Below are 19,560 nucleotides of genomic sequence, written 5' to 3'. Positions count from 1 at the left end.
GATTTTGAAGTTTATGTTTTTCTTTAAAATAGGCTACGCCAGTCCGAAAGACAAAGACTAATAAGATACTCGAATTAATTATTGTGGATTACTGTTTAATTGATTGGGGCTGGTTATTTGATTTATCATTCCCTGAAAGATGAGGCCGTGAAATGGGAGGACTGAGAACCAATATAACCGACCAAATAAGCCTAGAGGCCTAAATGTGGCGGTTTGGATGAGTTTATTACCGACAACTCTGAATTCAAGCCAAGCGTCACCTGGCAGTTTCATTTCTGCGTATAAGAGTAATCTTCCCTCTTCTTTATTAGCATACAAAACCCTCCAGAAATCTAGCGCATCTCCAGCATTTAAAGAGTTTTCGGAGGTGCGGCCTCTTCTTAAGCCTACACCACCAGACAGTTTGTCTAAAAAGCCTCTTAATTTCCATAACCAGTTTCCATAGTACCAGCCGTTTTCTCCTCCTATACTCCAGATTTTATTAATACTAGCCTCCCGATCAAACAGAGGTTTCTCCTTAACGTCTTTGAAGCAGCCAAACGAGGGTACTTCAAGGAAATCTGATATTTTAAACTCAAAATCACTACTTATAAAGGCATCTTTCCAACTGGAAACTACTTCGTTTCTTTCAATTTTACTGAAGGCTCTTTGCAAAGCCATTTGGTAGTTCTGGGGCTGTATTTTCAGTATCTTATTGATCTCGTCATTTCGGCATATCACCTCGATTTTCATGCTATTTACTAGCGCAGTGGCAAGTTTGTAAGAAGTGGATGTTACAAAATAAAGCCAATAGGAAGAGAGTTTGGGTGTCATTACCGGAACAGTAAAAACATAGCGCTTGAGATTTCGCATCCGACCAAACTCAATCAGCATTTCTTTGTACGATAGAATATCAGGGCCACCTATGTCAAAATCACTATTGTAGGTTTTAGGATTAAGGATCGTTTGAGTAAGTATTTTAATTACGTCCGAGATTGCAATGGGTTGACATTTAGTGTTGAGCCATTTGGGCGTAACCATAATGGGGAGTTTTTCTACCAAATCCCTCATTATTTCAAAGGAAGCACTCCCAGAGCCAATGATAATTCCAGCCCTTAAAGTGGTTAAACTATAGTTTCCTTTTCCCAGTTCTGTTTCAACATTTTTTCTCGAAGCCAAGTGTTTTGATAGCGCAGATTCATTTACAATTCCACTTAAGTAGACTACATGCGCTACCTGAGTTTTATTTATTGCTTCTCTAAAATTAACAGCAGATTCTTTTTCTAGTGATTCATAGTCAGAGGATGCTGACATAGAATGGACTAAGTAAAAAGCGCCATCAATGTCTTTTGGGATGTTTTCTAATGAAGCTTTATCTAGCAGGTCAATTTGAATGACTTCGATCTTTGACTTCAGTGATTCTGGCGGGGCAAACCTTTTTACGTCTCTAACACAGCAAATAACATGATGTCCTGAGTCAACTAAAATGGGGAGAAGCCGTTTTCCGATGTACCCCGATGCGCCTGTTAGTAGTATTCTCATATTCTTAATTAAGCACAAAGGTTTATTTTCTATTGGCTAATCAACTCCATACTGTGGTTAGTTGTTCTGAAATTAGTTGATATTGACTTTGTAGGCCTAAGAAAGTAACTTAGACAAAAAGATTCATAATTCTATTCAATACCCTTTATCGAATTTGATATTCATCAAAAAGATATTGAATTGCTTTTTCTAGTACTTTATCATTTGAAGCGCTGATATCTGCTTGGCTGTTCTTTACATAGATATCAGGAGCATGCCCAATGCCATCCAAGCTTTCTCCGTTAGGCAATAGAAATTTTTGAATAGAATATTGATAATGCCAAGCATTGGGTAGAAATCTCATGTTGCTGACGGTTGAAAAATCTCCAGCCGTTGTATCTCCAATCTGAACTACTTGTTCGAAGGATTTCATATGTAGTAAGAATATTTCTCCTGCGCTTATGGTTTTTCTATCGGTTAAAACGACAACTGGCTTTAAGTAAGGGTTTTCTTCATTCGAATAGGTGCGGTACTCTTTCTTTTCATCAAAATCATCATGATCAAGCCCATTTCTAGTCTGAACGGTGTAGATAAAGTGTTCTCCATCTGAAAAGGCTTTTGCAATTCTTGACGAATACCGATCATCTCCTCCCGTGTTTTGCCTCAGGTCCAAAATTATAGCTTTATAGTCTTTCAATTCATTGATTACATTATCTATTGCAGCAGGGTTTTGGCCGTCCATAGTACCTAAATAGATATACCCAATGTCTTTGTCTTTCACTTTACCGAAAGAAAGGTGGTCTTCTGAAGGCACCTCTGTAACGGAGTCTAAGTATTTAGATACGATGAGTTCCTCGCTAATTTCAGTTGTAGACTGCTGGTTTAATGTATAACCAGAGCGGTATCTATTTCCATTTCCATCATATAAAACCGTATGGCTATCATCTAAATGCTCAATTAAATTTGATAGTATGTTCCACAGTTCTTCATCTGAAATGTTGTCATTGATCTGTGGCCTATAGGTTTCATATAATTCACCCCAATTGATGTTTCTGATGGTAAAGAGGCTATAATGCTTATCAAAATCATTCCAGAAGATCTCGAAATTATTGCTTTGGGTATTAGGTTCGTCTTCATCCAAAATAAGGTTAGTACAGGAGGATAATGAGGCCATCATGAGTAGAAGAGTGAGCTTTTTCATATTAGAGCTTATATAGGAGACTTGTCGAGATTCGATTGGATAAACTGGTAAATGTTGGCGCTTTTTCTACCTTTTGAATATTCAGGTCGTAATCAACTTTCCAGTTTAATCGATTGGAAATTTCATGGTTGTAGTTGATGTTCCAGCGAATCGATTTGTAGTCTTTGAATGAGACCAAGTCACTATTGAAAATGATTTTTAGAGGGTCGTCTTGGTTTTCAATAATGTACTCGTCTATGCCATTATAAGGGGGGCGGCTTAAAAACTGTATTACCGGAATTGAGATGGTACTCTCTAAATTTTTTTCCGATGTTAATTGTTTTGAAATGGCTGCGCTTACGGATAATCCATTGGTTGAAAGATAACTGAAGGCATCCTGACCATTCCAGTCCATGTATAGGATATTCAATTCATAAGTGCCACCAATGTATAGGTTGGAGGACTGTTCAGGAGATAAGTTCTTTAAATAGGTGACGCTAACACTTGGGTTATAAGTTGAAGATTTAAATCTATTTGAGCGTCCAGATTTCAGTATCGTATCACTGTATTTGATGCTGATTTTTAATGTGTTTTCAGCATGTCGCTCGTAGAAAATTGAATAAAACAGGGAGCTTCCGTGCTGTTGAAGTGGTGAAAAATTAACGTCCTTGATTCTGTCAAAACTATAGCCAACACCAATACCCAAATAGTTCATGGGCAATGATTCTTGTTCCTGGGCAAACGCGCTAATTTTTAAAAAGGAGATTAAAATGACTATCGAAACCGATACTTTCATAGGGTATTAGGGTTTTAATTGATAGCCCAATATTAGGGTTAACTAGAGAAGTAGGAGTCCGGAAAAGTTAGAAATGAATGAATTAGGACTTATTTTCTATCAATTTAAATTGATTGGGTGTATACCCAGTACTCTTTTTGAATTCACTATAAAAAGTTGATTTCGATTTAAAGCCTGCTTCGAGACCAATGGCAACGATGCTGTATTTATCGAAATCAGGATTTAACAACATCTGTTTTATATCCTCAATCCTATAATCGTTAATTAATGAAGTGAAATTCGAACTGGTCGATGCACTGATCAATTGAGAAAGATAGCCTGTGCTCATGTTTAGTTTTTCGGCAACAATATCTCTGCTCAATTCTGGGTTTCTGTAGAGCTTTTCTTTATTCATTAACGCTAAAAAATTCTGAAAATAGAGGTTCTTGGTTTCAGATGGATTCTTGGAATTATCGTCAGCTTGAGTAACCACTTTTTCATTTTCTGGTATACTCAATAAGCTGTGAATTTCGGATTTGTCTTGAGAGAGTTTTAATTGGATAAGTCCTCTGAAAATAAGCCAGTAGACATAAATTGAAACTCCTAGCCAAACGGGATAGGTGATGTCTGTATGTTCAAAAGGGTAAATGTCATCTGGAATGAAGGTGTTAATTACCCATATAAGCAGTAGGGAAGCAATGAAAAACCAGATGTTTTTTAGCCATTTCCTTTCATCAAAACTTATGTTACTACGCTTGATGATAAAATATGAAAGTACACATAGAACCACATTAAATAAGATTGAGAAGTAGAATTCTATATCATAAACCAGCCTGTAGTTGTTGTTTACAATTTCCCAGTCTATTAGCCCAAAGTCTATCTGTAGGTCAATAATTGTGTACAAAACCCAAAAGAGAAAGAATGGAATGGTAAGGAGAAATAGTTTTTTACTGTTGGCAAACTTGTTTTTTGTTGACTTTAAAAAATAGACAACCATTGGAATGTAAAACAGTAATAGCCAGGGAATATCGTCCCCAAAATAGTCGATGAAGTAATATTCTTTATCTAGGTCTTTGGCAACTAAAAGTTCGATTACACCAATATAGGAGAGCAAAAAAGTACTGTATGCTAAATACTTGTTGGCTTTTACTTTAAAGGTGTTTTGAGTTAGAATGACTATTGAAAAAAGGAAGCCTTGAATCAAACTTACAAAAACCAGAATCTCGATTACATTTAAATTCATTGTGACCTATTTTCTTTCCATGAACTTTCCCTGTAATTATTTTTTAGTGTTCGGTAAATACCTAATGAAAAATGGGAGGCTATTACGGCCTCCCATTTGTTTAAATTCCCTTTACAAAATCTAAGAACACTTTTTTATGTAGTTCGAGGTCCATGTCAGCAGAAAGTGATACACGGGCAATGTAATCTTTGTCGCCTTCTTTGGTTGTTCCCTGGGTAGAGGTTGCTGGGATTGTCCAGTAACATCCTTTTAACTGGCCATAACTCACACAGTACTTGCTTTCATTCGGGATTTCTGTAATCATTAAGTGGATTAACTTATGATTCAAGGCCCTTTTGTAAGCTTCTTTTTCTTCCGCAGTATTCCCTTTGGTAGGAAGGTCTAATGAAAACACAGATGGTGTAAACCCTTGTGCTGCCAGTTCTTCCGAAACGAAATTGATTTTAGCAGTTGGTAAAGCTTCGTGAATGAAGTTTACGAACTCGCGTGTGTTTTTATAAGCATCAATGATTCTTTGGTTCATTGAAGGCAATTGCTTGGCTAAGATTTCATATTGAAGGTCTGTAGCCTCGTTATCGCAAAGTGTTAGATGCTTTTCTATGTGGGCCATCAGTGCCGCAGTTTTGTTATTTCCTACAACGTAACCAGCCGTACATTTTCCGCCACTCGGAAATTTTGATCCACTGGCGTAAGAGATGGCCCTCATGGTTGAGAGTATTTCACCCTCGCCCAAGAAGTGGAAGTTGGGGCAAAAGGTTTGATCTAAAACAAAAACAGGGTCAATAGCGATTGCTCCTTGGCTTGTTTTGCGTGTTTTGCTTAACACCGCTTTTAATTGCTGAAGGTCTGGCACTTCAACCCTTGGGTTGGTTGGGATTTCGGCAATGATGTAAGGAATAGCATCTTCTTGCGCTACTTTATCTAATACGGTATCGATACTTTGCACCATATCGTTGTCACCATCTACTGGTAAGTCTACGACTTCGACATTGTCAAGGCAAGCAGCAACACGTCTAGCTTGGTCATTTGTTCCGCCATAACAGTTTGGAGGAACAAGAAACTTGATTGACTTCCCTTTATGGTTTTCTAACGCATCGTGTACCAGTCCCATCATTATGGCATACTGCATGGACAATCCACTTGAGGCAACAAGTGGTTTTAAAGTTGTACCCGTAATGGACTTAAGAGAATCTAATACCGATGTTTTTGAAGGCTCCGCACTGTGCTGACTTTTAATAGAAGATTGTTCTACCAGTGCCTTTAGAGCCACAAGACAATTGGCAGGGGTCATGGCAATGGTCTCTCTTCTTCTTACATGTTGAATTTCTGAAACGTAACTTTCATTTTCTGTTCCATTTACCACCAAGACACTTCCCAAGTGGGAGTGGAGGTTCACCACAAAATCAATATTTGAATTGAGAGTGATCTGGCCAATTTTACCTTCTTCCGAAAGAAAAACAGTACTACCATCAAACGAAATAACATCTTCTGCTTTTCCGACTTTATTCAACTCAAATTTATAACCATAGACGCTCCTGATTACTTCAGCATCGAAGTATGCAGGTAATTCACCTGTGTAATTGATTTGGGTGTTTTTATGGATCAATAAGTTTTTTCTAAGAATGGCCAAAACAGGAGTAGTTTTGGAAGAAAAGCTGATTACATTTTCTGACTTTAGGTTATTCAAGTGAGCGATTGCCCATTCTAGCACACAAGACAGCGGATGGCCTAATCGGATATAATCGTAAGCTGTTGGTAATTCATTGAGTGCCGATGTTGAAACGTTATTATTTTTGAATAAAGCTTCAAATTGATCTATAAATTGAGTTTTAGCCTTTGACTCATCATAAATATCCAGTCGATGAGTGGTTAGATTTAACCAATCAGCTGGCATATTTTCTAATACATCTTTAATATAATTGAGCGTTTTACTGCCTTCCATAATTTGCAAATTAGATAGGCCGCTATAATACATCAATTCGCTTTATTATGTAAATGTTATAGGAGATTTTGTCCTACCCACTGGTTAGAAGCCAACTTGTTTTAGATCCTCGATGCAATCGAGGGTAAATGGGGGCTAATGGTGATGGGGCTTTTCCTGTCTTGGAAGGCTTGTTGGTGAAGAATACCAACAAGGAGGAGTCATTTTTTGGAGAAAGATTATTCTTTTTTTCTTCTTCTTGCAAAAAAAAAAAGTAGGCAATGATTAATGGGAAAAATGTAAAGAACTCAAAGCCATTTTTTATAGCACTATACACGGAAACACCAATGAGCATGCCTATAATAAATGTATTCAACCTATTCGACTTGATCTTCTTTTGTTCTTGAAGTGATTTTTCCTCAGGTGAACCTGCTAACTCTTCCTGTTTCATAATGATTGCTGTTCTACTTCTTTTTGTTCTTGAAGATTTTAGAGAATACTTTAAAAATGGTCAATGATACAATACCAACCATTAAGCCAACGATAAACTCGCCTAAGATTCCGGGTAAAGAATGAACAAGCTCATGTATGAAATGAATGTTGTGGACATAAATTCCGCCTGCTACCAAAATCATGGCGATGGTTCCTACAACGGCTAAAATCCTTATCAAGACTGGTAATGTCTTTACTAAGGCCGTACCTATACTTTTTGAAGCGCCAGCTTGGTTGTTGCTTGCGGCAATAAGTTTGTATCCTACATCGTCCATCCTCACCAACAAGGCTACTAGTCCGTAAACCCCAATAGTGGCCAATATGGCTATCACCGTTACCACTACAATTTGAACTTTAATCGGTTCGTCAATTACGGTGCCCAGCGCTATAATGACTATTTCTACTGATAGGATGAAATCTACAATGATGGCAGATTTGATCTTTTTCCCCTCACGCTCAAGTACTTCAACCTTTGATAGTTTTGTGAGATCAGCAGCTTGTTTAGTATGACCTCTATGGAAAAGGTAATGGTATATTTTTTCAGCACCCTCAAAAGCCAAGTACATGCCGCCTAATAACAGGATAGGGACAATGGCTTCCGGTAGATAAGCACTCAACAGAAAGGCAATTGGTAGTATGATGAGCTTATTTAGGAAAGAGCCTTTGGTTATTTTCCATAAAACGGGCAGTTCTCGTGAAGAAACAAAGCCTGATGCTTTTTCAGCATTTACGGCCAAATCATCGGCAAGAAGCCCTGCTGTCTTCTTGGATGCGACTTTTGTCATAACGGCAACATCATCCATGAGCACTGCAATGTCATCGAATAGCGCAAAAAATCCTGAGGCCATATTATGTATTAAATGTTTTGAATAAATTGAATTACACCACTAAGGTATTGTGAGATAAAACTAGTGAAACTGCACTACGGCTACAACTTTCAATTTTTTATATTAAGATAGGAGAAGAGTGCTGTTTCATGTGGCTTATTCGTGCGATGAACGCCAAACGTGTGTACGATAGCTCTATCAAAGGCTTTTTACTTTCTTCCGCAAACTTTCGTTTTCGATCTTATCGAATAATGCTTTGCTCAAATCATCATTGTCCTCATTTTCATCGCTCAAATAGATAAGTCCTAGGTACCATCTAGCTTGGTCTTGGAAGAGATGAGAAGGGTCTTCTGCCATTTGTTTAAGTATGGGTTCAGCATTGTCAAAATCCTTCTGTGCCATAAAGCTTATGCCCAATAGGAATCTTGCGGAGTAGTTAAGAGCGTCTTTTTCTACTGTTTGTTCGAACAGCGAAATTGCCAACGGGTAATTACCTTGATCGTATTCTATTAAGCCCAGTATATAATCATTATCCATCGTGGTCAAATCGTTTCCACGAAAATTTGATGGGGCTTCATAAGGTTGAAAGTTAGAGGCAAAGATTTCGTCAGGGCTTTTTGGCTTATAAATAATCCAAAATAATAGGCATACAGAAGATAGAAGTATAAGTAGGCTGGAGTAAATTTTCAATTCTCGACTTAAAGGCTTCATGTCAATAGGTTGCTCGTGATGGAGTTATATAAGTTAGCTTATTTTGTATATTGGAATTCAATGCATTTGTAAACTTCATAGTGCCTACATACCTACCGATCCTACAGTTTAAATTTTGTTGTACACCGTTTTATTCTTCATAGATATCAAATTTGGCAGAGAAAGACTTCATTAATTCTTGATTAGAAAAATCACCTTCGGTCATAGTTGAGAGTTGCTCTAAAAAGATGTCAAATTCACCGTTTTTAAATATTGTAAGCATTTTTCCTCCCTTCAAGGATTTAGCTTCATGCCAAACATTTGGAGGAACTGTTATTGTATCTCCTTCTCTAAGAATGATTGTTTCGTCATCAAAAACGAGCTCAAGTTCTCCAACTAACATATAGAAAACCTCTGTCATTATTTTATGATGATGTCGCTTTAAATGGAAGCCTGGTTTTATGGTGTCTTCGACTATGCATAATTCTCCATTCGTATGTCGTGACGACAATTTAATAAAACAGTGATCCTGCGAGTAATTGTAATTTTCACCTTCACCTTTTCTAATAACTTCTTTGGATGTCATCATCTAATCTAATTGTGTATAACCTCATTTATGTATCACAGAAGCGACTTATGGCCATGAATATATCTATTTTTTAATTACTCATTCAAAACCTACTTCAAGGCCGAGACAATGACTGAGCAATATGTGAAGACATTTTTTTGAGATAAGGAAGAGCGTAGAAGTTATATGACTTGTTGGTAAAGAACACCAACCTGAGTTAGGTGGGTAAAGAGTGTCAACAAAGGCTGGAAAGCAAGAAAAGAGTGGGGTAATAATTTATAACTACCTTTATTGAGGTGTCTTTTTTCTTATAACCATCAAAATAAAATTATGAAGAGCAAGATTTTCGGAATTATTTGTGCCCTACTTTTTTTAGTATCCGCTTGTGGGAAAGATGAAGATACTGACAATAATGAAGTTGTTTCAGTAGTAGCTATCTGGGGGAATCAAAATGGAGAGGAGTTTGCCTATTTGACGCTTTTGTCGAACAATACGTTTCTGTATGCAGAAAATGACTTGTCTGTTAGCTCCAGCCAAGAGAATGGCTTAGAACTGGGCACGTATTCATATAATTCGAGTAAAGAAGAAATAACATTCAATATTGCCTACGATGATAATGCACCAGGTGATGGTTCGGGTATTGGTGATATTGGAACTCCAGTAACTTTTAATGCATCAGTTCTGGAGGGGAGTACTAGATTAAGCCTTGCTGATGGTGATTTAATCTTAGATAAAATAGAGTTAACAGCTACTTCTCCTGTGATAGGTGTTTGGGGAGTGGAAAATGGGGATGAATTTTCTTATTTGATGCTTTTGTCAGACAATACCTTTCTGTATGCTGAAAATGACTTGACAGTGACCTCTAGCGCAGAGAATGGTTTAGAAGTGGGGACCTTTGCATATGATCCGAGTAAAGAAGAATTAATATTCGATATTGAGTACGATGATAACGCTCCTGGGGAGGATTCGGGTGTCGGTGATACCGGAGCATCGATTACGCTTGATGCAGTACTTTCAAATGATAATAACACATTGACTGTTGCTGGTCTAGTACTTTCAAAGTCGCTGTAGGTTTTAAGTGCTCGTTGGTGAAGAACACCAACAAGGGCGAAGATTTTAAGGTGCTATTTACTTATCTATTGGTTCAAAACCGAATTGTCTTACATCCTCGATGCATTCGAGGATTCGTTGGGTCAAATTGAAACGGTTGAAGCAAGTTTTGTGACTGATAGCCCACGGTTTTAACCGTGGGCTATTTGTATATATAGCTTTGGAGAATGGTTTTAACCATTTATGTGTGCCATTTTAGAATAACTTCTAATCTTTTAAATCTGACTCACCTGTTTTCCTATCATGACTCCCAGTCTGCGTGCGAATGCTTCGTCTGAGCCTAGGATTGATTAATCTAAACTGCGTTCTTTGTCGCCCTTCCAATCTGAGGGCAGGCTGAACAGTAAGCCAATAATGCGAGATGCCTTTTTATAGTTAAAGAGTATCAGCCGAGCAGAGAAGAGTAAAAAATCAACAACATATAAATGAATATATATCAACAAATAGAAGCTGAAATTAAAGCGGCTTCAAACATTGTAATCACCTCACATAAATCGGCAGATGGCGATTCAATTGGCAGCTCATTAGGCCTTTTACGTTTTATCGAAAAGCTAGGTAAAACAGCTAGGGTTTGTCACCCCGATCCTGCACCTAATTTTTTGTATTGGTTAGATACTTCGGCTTTTCTGTTAATGACAGAACAACCAGAGGAAGTCGCAGCCGCTTTTGCCGCAGCCGACTTGGTTTTCTGTTTGGATTACAATGCGACCAACCGTATTGGGCCTGATATGCAAGCCTTGTTAGAAGCAGTAACCTGTAAAACAGTAATGATTGACCATCATTTAAACCCTGAGGCATTCCCCACCTTAACGGTCTCTGAAACCACGGCTTCTTCTACCTCGGAGTTGATTGTAGAATTGATCGAACAATCGGGAAATGGCGCCTTACTCGATTCCGAGATTGGCACACCTTTGTACCTCGGTATATTGACAGATACGGGCAGTTTTAGATTTCCTTCTACCAAGCCACGTACGCACGAAATATTGGCGAAGCTATTGACGGCAGGGGTGGAGCATCACTTAGTACACGAAGTATTATGCGATAACAACACCGCGAGTCGTTTGCGTTTGCAGGGCTATGCCCTGTGCGAAAAGTTGGAGATCATGGAAGACTACATGGTGGCGATTATCTCATTATCGAAAGAGGAGTTAGCGAAATACAATTATCAAAAAGGAGATACCGATAACTTGGCCAACCAAGCCTTATCGATTAAAGGAATGAAGGCGGCCATTGTGTTTACAGAAAGAGACGGCATCATGAAAATGTCTTTCCGTTCGAAAGGAGTAGAGAACCCTGTGAATGTACTGGCAGCAGAACACTTTAATGGGGGCGGACATGCCAATGCTTCAGGAGGGATGAGCGAATTATCCGTCACAGAAACGGTAGAGAAGATTAAAGGCTTAATACCAGCGTATTTTTCGATTCAGTAATACTTGCGAAAAGAATAAAATCAAACCGTTGAAACGGATATCCGAGCTTTGAGATTAATAGCCCACGGTTTAAACCGTGGGCTATTTTTGTACATATCTTTGTTAAATGGTTTTAACCATTTAAGCTGCTTGGGAGAAACGAGTGAAAATTCGAAAGCTAGAAAAAAAGAGGGGTGTAGGCCTTTTGCGGCTTGTTGGTGAAAAACACCAACAAGGGCGGATGTTTTTAACTTATCTATCGGTTAGGAACCTACTTATTATACCTCCTCGATACAATCGAGGATGAGTTGGAATTAACTTGAATGTTAATTTGAAGGATACCGAAACCCACGAAGCCTAGGGGTGGTATGACACTCCGAATTACATTGGTAAATGAAGAGAAAATAAATTTTTTGACAATCCCATTAAGTAAGTCATCTGGCAGCCTGCTTGGCGCAGGCAGGCTTATTCAGAAGCGTTTTTTTAATTAATGTCATAATTACCGCCTGTCAGATAATAAATAAATGATAATCAATCATTTATTAGATTAGTAAATACTACTAATCGCTGATCCTAAGCATTCATTCAATTTTTGCCTTCTCAAGAGATTGTAAAAGCATTTTCAACCATTTAATTTTTTAAAATTATGAGTACCACACCTCAAACAATACCTAAGATTACAATTACTCTGCAAGTTGACACAGTTAAGCTATCCTCAGTTGATCCTAAAGGAAAACAAGGCCCAATCGATGACGCCTGTAAAGTATTAGATAATAATAGCGCAGCACCTGGAAGTAATAATGGTAAGGGAAGTATAGAACGATTTCAATCCAATGCCTATCTGGGCGGGCAGGTGAAGTGGATTGTTAAGCCTCTAGTCGCAGACTCAGGATTTACCGTGGCACTTAAAAGTATATCGGTGGATACCATTTTAGGTGCAAAAACCAAGAATGTAAAGTCTGGAAAGACTTCAATTACCAAGACGATCAGCGATAAGAAGTTTTTACAAGGAGATATTCAAGAATACACCTTCACTTTCCAGATGAAAGATGCCGATGGAAATAAAACGACCTATAGCGTTGATCCAAAGATTAAACTGAATCCACCACCAAGGACTTAGTTCAAATGAATATTAAAAATAAAGCCTGTTTTTTAATAGGCTTCATTTGTATCCTAAGCAACTCTCTTTTTTCACAAGATCAAAAAGTGGCAGATAGTCTAATAGCCATTTATAATTCGAGTGAATTTAATGGTAATGAATTGGCATTACTTAGGGAGATATTAGTGGATGAGACGAATCCTGAGAAGATCATAATCTTTGCTGACTTGTTGATAAATATGGCCGCTAAGGATTCTTTGTTTCTCGACCTCAGAGATGGTTATATGCAAAAAGGTTATGCTTTGAGACTTCTCGGAGACTATCCAGAATCGCTTGAGTCATACTTTGAAAGTATGAGGTTTGCGGAAAAATCAATTAAGAAACAAGGTGTAGGCGAGATATACATATCTATTGCTGATGTGTATTCTATTATGGGTAATTCCATAACGGCTGAAAACTATTATGGCCGAGGGATTGAGTTATTGAGAGAGGCAGATTATCCACCATCTTTGGCAAGTGCCTTATTGAATGCTGGAGATAATGCATTTAAAGTTGATAAATTTGATTTAGCCCTGACTTATTTTAAAGAATCAACGGATATTTTCGGGGAAGTCGATTATCCATTGGGAAAGGGATATGGTTTGGGGAATGTAGGAATGGTTTATGCAGCACAAGGTAAAGATGATTTGGCTGAACAGAATATGAATGAGGCCATTGAGATACTGGAAGAGCTACAAGATTATCCGCCAATTTCTGAGTATCTCATTGCGATCTCAGAGATTTATCAAAAAAAGGAAGATTGGCAAACCTCCATTGAATATGCTAAAAGAAGTTTGGATTTAGCCACCCAGTATGGCTTGAAAGACGAGATAAGTGATGCTAATCTCAAACTCTCTGAACTCTATGAAAAAGTAGGAGAGCAGGCATTGGCCTTGAATTATTTTAAGTCGCATATCGCCTATAGAGACAGTGTGAAGAATATTGAGGCCGTTCAACAAATGGCCGATACGCGTACGGATTTTGAAGTAGCCCAAAAACAGCTTGAAGTAGACTTACAAAAGAAGAATCAACGCATCATTGTTATTGCCACATCGATTACCATTCTCTTTATTGCATTGCTGGCTATTGCGCAATACAGGCGTTTTAGGTTCGTTCGTGCCACCAATAAAATCATTGAAGAAGAAAAACAGCGATCGGATAATTTACTGCTCAATATTTTGCCTGAAGAAACGGCTGAAGAGCTGAAAGCCAATGGTAAAGTGCGGGCTAAAAAATATGAATCCGCTACCGTTTTGTTTACTGATTTCGCGGGTTTTACATCCTATTCCAAAGATCTTTCTCCAGAGGTTTTGGTAGAAACGGTGAGTCACTACTTTTCAAAATTCGATGAAATCATGGAGAAATATGGGCTCGAAAAAATTAAAACTATAGGAGACTCATATATGTGTGCGGGAGGCCTACCTTTTGTCACAAAAGACCATGCGCATAAAATGCTCTGTGCTGCTTTTGAAATTGCACGTTTCACAGAGGAGACAAAGCAAGATTTAAATACAAGAGAAATGAGCTTTGATATTAGAATCGGTATCAGTTCAGGGCCTGTAGTGGCCGGAGTTGTAGGCTCAAAGAAATTTGCATTCGATATTTGGGGAGATACTGTCAATATAGCCGCTCGAATGGAGTCGAACGCTGAGCCGGGTAAAATCAACATATCAGAAAGCACCTATAATCTAGTCAAAGACAGTTTTAAGTGTAGTTATAGGGGCGAAATTGAAGTGAAAAATAGAGGGATCTTAAAAATGTATTATGCTGATAGCATAATTGATGGGGTTACATTTAAGCAGTTTGAAGAAGGTAATTCTGTAATGTCTTAATACATAAAAAGACTAAATTGCTATTAATGCTTAAAGCTGGTTAAAGAGAGGTGTTAAGTGCTTCCTTAACTCTTTGATATTAAGAATTAGAAATTTATTCAAATACACCGATGTCTGAAATTAAAAAAAAGCGCATTACCGAAGACTCAACTAACTATTGGGAACAGTTAGAAAGGCTCGATCGATTGATAAGGGCAGCAGAGATAAAGGCCGGTTTGATCTTCTCTTTCCACAGTCTATTTATTGGAGTGGTCATCGATAAAATTGCTAACGTGTCGCTGTTTATGGAAGGTAGTTTATTATACGCTGGCATGGTTTGCTTGTGGTTTGCGCTTGTGATCGTCAGCTTATTTTTTGCGTTAAGATGTTTTAGGCCTCAAATGGAAATGAATTTCGATACAAATGCATTCTTCTTTATAGATGCCAATAGAAATTATGGTGATGTAAAAGGTTTCAGGGATGCCTATAGAGATATTAATCAAGACCCAGATAAGCTTTATGGCCAACTTGCAGAGCAGATTTATGTCCATAGTAAAATCATTGATTTTAAATTTGCAACGGTTCAAAAATCACTCAAATTTTTATCGTTGAGCTTTTTCTGGTTGCTCATTTTGATTATTGTCTCTTTACTTAACTTCTAAAAATTGGCAAGCAGACTAGATATATTACGAAAAGCTGTATTTGAAAAACTACAACACGATTTGGATGATGTCTATACCTATCATAGTGTAGAGCATACCCAAGCCATGCTTGCAGCAGTGTCAGGTTATACAGAGCATCAGGACATATCCGATCAAGAGATAGAACTATTGAAAATTGCTATTCTTTTTCACGACTTAGGTTTTGCTGAAAGCGCTGTCGACCATGAAAAGAGAGGGGCAGAAATGGCAAAAGAAGCCATGAATGAATTAGGCTATTCAACGCAGGAGATGAGCATGGTCGAAAAGTTAATCAAGGCGACCAAAGTACCTCAAAAGCCTGAATCTACTCTAGAGCGCATTATCTGCGATATAGATCTTGACTATCTCGGGCTACCCGAGTATGAGGAAAGGAGTGAATTGCTGTACAAAGAATGGCTGGCACTGGGTATAATCAAAAATAGGGCTGAATGGGAAAAGAGAGAGCTGGCATTCTTAGAAAATCATCGGTTTCATTCTGAATTTGGTTTGGAGCAAAGACAACCCGTTTTAGAGGAACACATCAAGCGAATAAAAGCTGAGCTGAAGAATAAAGAGTTTGGCAATAATTAATCTAATGCCAATTGTGTATTGAGCCTTGGATGGCTTGTCGGTGAAGAACACCAACAAGGGAGGCATGTCAAAAATAGCTTTATCAACAACTAAACATTCATTGCATTAAGTTTCATTAGTTAAAGAATTGGTATATTCGGAAGTATAATTTTATAATAGAGGTTATGAAGAAATTTTTACTATTGCTGATTATCACTTTAATAACATTTAATTCTTGCTCATCAAGTGATGATATGGACGTTACTCCAATGACTCAAGAAGTTAAAGCAACATTAGATCTAAATGCCTTGGCAAATATATCAGGAAATGATGCTACAGCTTTAATTAAATTTAATGGAGTTGCTGCAGACCAATTTACTTCAGACGTGATACCTGGAGATCAAATCACCTACAAAATAGAAACAAATGATCCTACGACAATTGTTCGTTTCCAAAAATATGAGTACACTTCAGGAAGTAATGAATTATGGGTTTGTTTAAAGCCCTTAAGCACTGAGGGTTGGCTTGTAGGTTTTATGGTGAATCCAGATGCAACTGAAAATAATGTAGAGGTTAAATTTAATATGCTGTTTCAATTAGAAGTAAACGGGGTTCTTCAAACACAAAAAACATATATCATAGATCCAAAAATTAAAATTAGATCTGTTAGGTAGTGTATAATCTAAGTCTATAAGTGAGAAAGAAAGCAATAATAGCTGTATTCAAAAAATTAAAAGCCTGTTTATTAATGGGCTTTTTTTTGATGTATAGTCTAGTGGCGTATTCTCAAGATCAAAAACAAATAGATAGTTTAAAGTTTGTTTTAAAAAACAACAGCTATCAAAGAGCTCAGAAATTATCTATTTTAAAAGAGATTGCTGAGTTTGAGACTGATCCAAATGAAATAATAATTTATAGTAAAGAATTAATTGAGTCAGCAAAAGAACTGGATTCTATTAATTCTGTGTACCATGGTTATTTACAAATGGGAAATGCATATCGTTTGAAAAGCGACTTAACGAAGGCCCTTGACAATTACTTCATAGCCGCTAAAATAGCAGAAGACAATCAATTTTTTAAGAAACAAGCCACGATAAAAATATCTATTGCTGATGCATACTCAATCATGGGCGATAGTAAAAATGCCGTAAGCTATTATAGAAATAGTATATCGTTACTTAAAAAGGAAAACGTAGTGGACTCCATAAATTTAGCATCTGCGCAGTTAAACTTAGGAGATGAGTACTATAATCAAAAAAAACTAGATTCAGCCTTATATTTTTTCAAAGAATCAGGAAGTATATTTAAAGCCTTAAAATATGAGGAAGGAGAAGCTTATAATCTCGGTAACGTTGGTTTGGTTTATGCAGAAAAAGGCGAAAATATTAAAGCAGAAGAAAATTTAAATGAAGCCATATTGGTATTGACAAAATTAGAAGATTACTATCCAATTTGTGTGTATTTAAATGCGATGTCAGATGTGTATTTGGATAAAAATCAAACAGAAAAGGCCTTTGACTATGCAAGTAAAAGTTTGGAATTAGCGAAGAAGTACGGCTTAAAGGAACAAATTAGTGATGGTTATTTAAAGCTTTCTGACTTGTATGAAAGAGGAGAAAACTACAAGAATTCATTCGGTTTATATAAAAAACACATTCAATACCGAGATAGTGTTCAAAATATTCAAGCAGTTCAAGATATGGAAAATGAAAGAACAAAGTTTGAAGTTGCTAAAAAACAAGGGGAGGTAAATTTACTAAACGAGCAAAAGAAAAAACAAAGAATTATAGCCATTGCAATTACTATCGCACTAATTTTATCGGTAGTATTTGGTTTTTCACTTTTTAAAAAGAATAAAATAATAGCGCAAGAAAAGGAACGGTCTGAGACTTTGTTAAAAAATATTTTACCCGAAGAAACAGCAGATGAGTTAAAACTAAATGGATTTGTAGAGGCTAAGAGATTTGAATCTGTTTCTGTTTTATTTACAGATTTCAAAGGGTTTACTAAATATTCAGAAAATTTATCTCCAGAAGAAATTGTAAAAAGCATCGATTTTTACTTTTCAAATTTTGATAAGATTATTGAAAAATACGGTCTTGAAAAAATAAAAACGATTGGAGATGCCTACATGTGTGCTGCGGGGTTACCAATGCCAACAAAAGACCACACTTATAAAATTACATTAGCAGCTCTTGATATTGTCGATTTTGTAAAAGAAACGATGGATGTCAATCTTTCTGAAAAGGCAAATTTTGATATAAGAATAGGAATCAATACTGGTTCTGTTGTCGCTGGAGTCGTTGGGACTACAAAATTTGCCTATGACATTTGGGGAAATACGGTAAATGTTGCTAGTAGAATGGAAAGCTCAGGCGAAATAGGTAGGGTAAATATTAGTGAAGAAACCTATGATTTATTAAAAGAGTATAAAGAGTTTGAGTTTGAATATAGAGGCGCAATTGAAGCCAAAGGAAAAGGAAAAATTAAGATGTACTTTGTCAATAAGATTTCTTAACGATAAAGCCTCTGATCAGTGAAATGAAAATTATTCGATGATGTTTCTTTTCTCTCCCTGAGTATGCGAAGGGTCTAAAACCTCAATGTTGGAGATAAATGTGGTTTCCCAAGGACAGAGTCCTTGGTGAATAGTGGTCACAGGTTTGGAAAACCTGCGACAGTGGTCTACTGCGACAAATTAATTGAATAGAAAGTTTAATAAGTTATCGCTCAGAACAGTCACCCTGCTCCGAGACTTCGGTTGCCTTACCTCCTCGATACAATCGAGGATGAGTTTGAGCACGTTATTTTTCGCTCTGTAAAATTTCTAGTAATTTTTTCGGGTTCTGTCGGTTATCCCAAAAGGCAGAAATCAGAATGAAGTCTTTCGTTACTTTATAATAGATGCTGAAGTTACCTAGCGAGGCTACGAAAACATCTTTAAAATCAGTGGATTTGTAAATGAAGGGGGATTTGGCGATTTGCTTAGTTCGTTCGGCAACTAAACGGACTAATTTTTTTGAATATCGGGGTGACTTGTTCCTATTTACCCAATATTCGAGTACTCCGACAAATTGGATATCGGCTGTTTTAGTCCATATCACATTGCGTTCAGCCATTCCAGATTTCGTTTGTTCATTTCATCTTGTGAAATCAACCTCCCGTTTTTTATGTCTTCCTCGCTCATTTCCAACATCTTTTTTTGTTCCTCCGAAAGTTGAACAGTTTGGCTTTCCGGTACACTAGAAGAAACGAGCTTGTCGAGTGCCTCCAAAACCTCCTTGTTTTGTATGGTTAGGATCTTGTCAATCAATCCATTCCTTAATTTATCTACAGTTGCCATGTTGATTTTCTTTACCTAAATATCTTTAAAATTGACGAGTTTCACTAATACCAGATTCCCGTTTGGCCAGGCATATATGGTACAAAGGTAATTTATCTAACGGTTCGAAACCGATTTGTCATACATACTCAATAAAATGGAGGATGAGTTCGGTTTACTTATTTTACCGCAAAGAGCGCTGAGTAGCGCATAGGGTAAATTAGTAGAAAGACAATGAACTAGAGCCTACTGATCTGTAAAAGATTAATTGTTAGGTGATGTCTCTTTTCTTTCCCTGAGGAACGAAGGGTCTAAAACCTCAAT

General features: G+C 37.2%; 19 protein-coding genes. 8 read left to right on the top strand and 11 right to left on the bottom strand.

Features of this window, described 5'->3' with window-relative positions; genetic code table 11:
- Positions 1 to 78 precede the first annotated feature (78 nt).
- The 9 genes from VOI17_RS06980 to VOI17_RS06940 all read right to left on the bottom strand — a co-directional run bounded on the left by VOI17_RS06980 (position 79) and on the right by VOI17_RS06940 (position 9,217).
- The gene (locus VOI17_RS06980; protein WP_323756527.1) at positions 79 to 1,521 is read right to left on the bottom strand and encodes an SDR family oxidoreductase; all 1,443 of its coding nucleotides are present in this window, start codon (positions 1,519 to 1,521) and stop codon (positions 79 to 81) included.
- 145 nt (positions 1,522 to 1,666) lie between these two features.
- Positions 1,667 to 2,701, bottom strand: a complete 1,035-nt coding sequence (locus VOI17_RS06975) for a S41 family peptidase (RefSeq protein ID WP_323756526.1) — start codon at positions 2,699 to 2,701, stop codon at positions 1,667 to 1,669.
- Between the two features lies 1 nt (position 2,702).
- Entirely contained in the window at positions 2,703 to 3,476 is a 774-nt protein-coding gene (locus VOI17_RS06970) for a hypothetical protein (protein WP_323756525.1), read from the bottom strand.
- An 82-nt stretch (positions 3,477 to 3,558) separates the two neighbouring features.
- Complete coding sequence (locus VOI17_RS06965; RefSeq protein WP_323756524.1) at positions 3,559 to 4,698, bottom strand: helix-turn-helix transcriptional regulator; 1,140 nt, start codon at positions 4,696 to 4,698, stop codon at positions 3,559 to 3,561.
- A gap of 100 nt (positions 4,699 to 4,798) precedes the next feature.
- A complete protein-coding gene (locus VOI17_RS06960) occupies positions 4,799 to 6,640 on the bottom strand; it encodes a cystathionine beta-synthase (protein WP_323756523.1) in 1,842 nt (613 codons plus the stop codon).
- 73 nt (positions 6,641 to 6,713) lie between these two features.
- Positions 6,714 to 7,070: a hypothetical protein gene (locus VOI17_RS06955; protein WP_323756522.1), complete on the bottom strand. Its 357-nt coding sequence runs from the start codon at positions 7,068 to 7,070 to the stop codon at positions 6,714 to 6,716.
- A gap of 13 nt (positions 7,071 to 7,083) precedes the next feature.
- Positions 7,084 to 7,959 carry a DUF808 domain-containing protein gene (locus VOI17_RS06950; RefSeq protein WP_323756521.1) on the bottom strand — a complete coding sequence of 292 codons (876 nt, stop codon included), beginning with the start codon at positions 7,957 to 7,959 and terminating at the stop codon, positions 7,084 to 7,086.
- Positions 7,960 to 8,136: 177 nt separating this feature from the next.
- Complete coding sequence (locus VOI17_RS06945; protein ID WP_323756520.1) at positions 8,137 to 8,649, bottom strand: tetratricopeptide repeat protein; 513 nt, start codon at positions 8,647 to 8,649, stop codon at positions 8,137 to 8,139.
- Positions 8,650 to 8,779: 130 nt separating this feature from the next.
- Positions 8,780 to 9,217, bottom strand: a complete 438-nt coding sequence (locus VOI17_RS06940; RefSeq protein ID WP_323756519.1) for a cupin domain-containing protein — start codon at positions 9,215 to 9,217, stop codon at positions 8,780 to 8,782.
- A gap of 309 nt (positions 9,218 to 9,526) precedes the next feature.
- Here VOI17_RS06940 and VOI17_RS06935 point away from each other — a divergent pair, with 309 nt between their 5' ends.
- The 8 genes from VOI17_RS06935 (at position 9,527) to VOI17_RS06900 (ending at position 18,432) form a co-directional block, all read left to right on the top strand.
- Positions 9,527 to 10,267 carry a hypothetical protein gene (locus VOI17_RS06935; RefSeq protein ID WP_323756518.1) on the top strand — a complete coding sequence of 247 codons (741 nt, stop codon included), beginning with the start codon at positions 9,527 to 9,529 and terminating at the stop codon, positions 10,265 to 10,267.
- A 464-nt stretch (positions 10,268 to 10,731) separates the two neighbouring features.
- Positions 10,732 to 11,736, top strand: a complete 1,005-nt coding sequence (locus VOI17_RS06930; protein WP_323756517.1) for a bifunctional oligoribonuclease/PAP phosphatase NrnA — start codon at positions 10,732 to 10,734, stop codon at positions 11,734 to 11,736.
- Between the two features lie 625 nt (positions 11,737 to 12,361).
- Entirely contained in the window at positions 12,362 to 12,835 is a 474-nt protein-coding gene (locus VOI17_RS06925; RefSeq protein ID WP_323756516.1) for a hypothetical protein, read from the top strand.
- 86 nt (positions 12,836 to 12,921) lie between these two features.
- Positions 12,922 to 14,685, top strand: coding sequence for an adenylate/guanylate cyclase domain-containing protein (locus tag VOI17_RS06920; RefSeq protein WP_323756515.1), 1,764 nt, complete (start codon positions 12,922 to 12,924; stop codon positions 14,683 to 14,685).
- A gap of 110 nt (positions 14,686 to 14,795) precedes the next feature.
- Positions 14,796 to 15,326: a Pycsar system effector family protein gene (locus tag VOI17_RS06915; protein ID WP_323756514.1), complete on the top strand. Its 531-nt coding sequence runs from the start codon at positions 14,796 to 14,798 to the stop codon at positions 15,324 to 15,326.
- Positions 15,327 to 15,329: 3 nt separating this feature from the next.
- Positions 15,330 to 15,935, top strand: a complete 606-nt coding sequence (locus tag VOI17_RS06910; RefSeq protein ID WP_323756513.1) for an HD domain-containing protein — start codon at positions 15,330 to 15,332, stop codon at positions 15,933 to 15,935.
- A gap of 164 nt (positions 15,936 to 16,099) precedes the next feature.
- Positions 16,100 to 16,588: a hypothetical protein gene (locus tag VOI17_RS06905; protein ID WP_323756512.1), complete on the top strand. Its 489-nt coding sequence runs from the start codon at positions 16,100 to 16,102 to the stop codon at positions 16,586 to 16,588.
- Between the two features lie 20 nt (positions 16,589 to 16,608).
- On the top strand, positions 16,609 to 18,432 hold the full coding sequence (locus tag VOI17_RS06900; protein ID WP_323756511.1) for an adenylate/guanylate cyclase domain-containing protein: 1,824 nt from the start codon (positions 16,609 to 16,611) through the stop codon (positions 18,430 to 18,432).
- Positions 18,433 to 18,718: 286 nt separating this feature from the next.
- On the opposite strand, the gene VOI17_RS06895 is transcribed toward VOI17_RS06900, so the two are convergent.
- Complete coding sequence (locus VOI17_RS06895) at positions 18,719 to 19,033, bottom strand: type II toxin-antitoxin system RelE/ParE family toxin (RefSeq protein ID WP_323756510.1); 315 nt, start codon at positions 19,031 to 19,033, stop codon at positions 18,719 to 18,721.
- On the bottom strand, positions 19,015 to 19,257 hold the full coding sequence (locus VOI17_RS06890) for a hypothetical protein (protein ID WP_323756509.1): 243 nt from the start codon (positions 19,255 to 19,257) through the stop codon (positions 19,015 to 19,017). The genes VOI17_RS06895 and VOI17_RS06890 overlap by 19 nt, the downstream gene beginning before the upstream one ends.
- Between the last annotated feature and the right edge of the window lie 303 nt (positions 19,258 to 19,560).

The sequence above is a fragment of the Roseivirga sp. genome, assembly GCF_034669765.1.
Taxonomy (GTDB): domain Bacteria; phylum Bacteroidota; class Bacteroidia; order Cytophagales; family Cyclobacteriaceae; genus Roseivirga.
The sequence above is the reverse complement of the archived record's forward strand: the minus strand, read 5'-3'. Positions and strand labels throughout refer to the sequence as shown.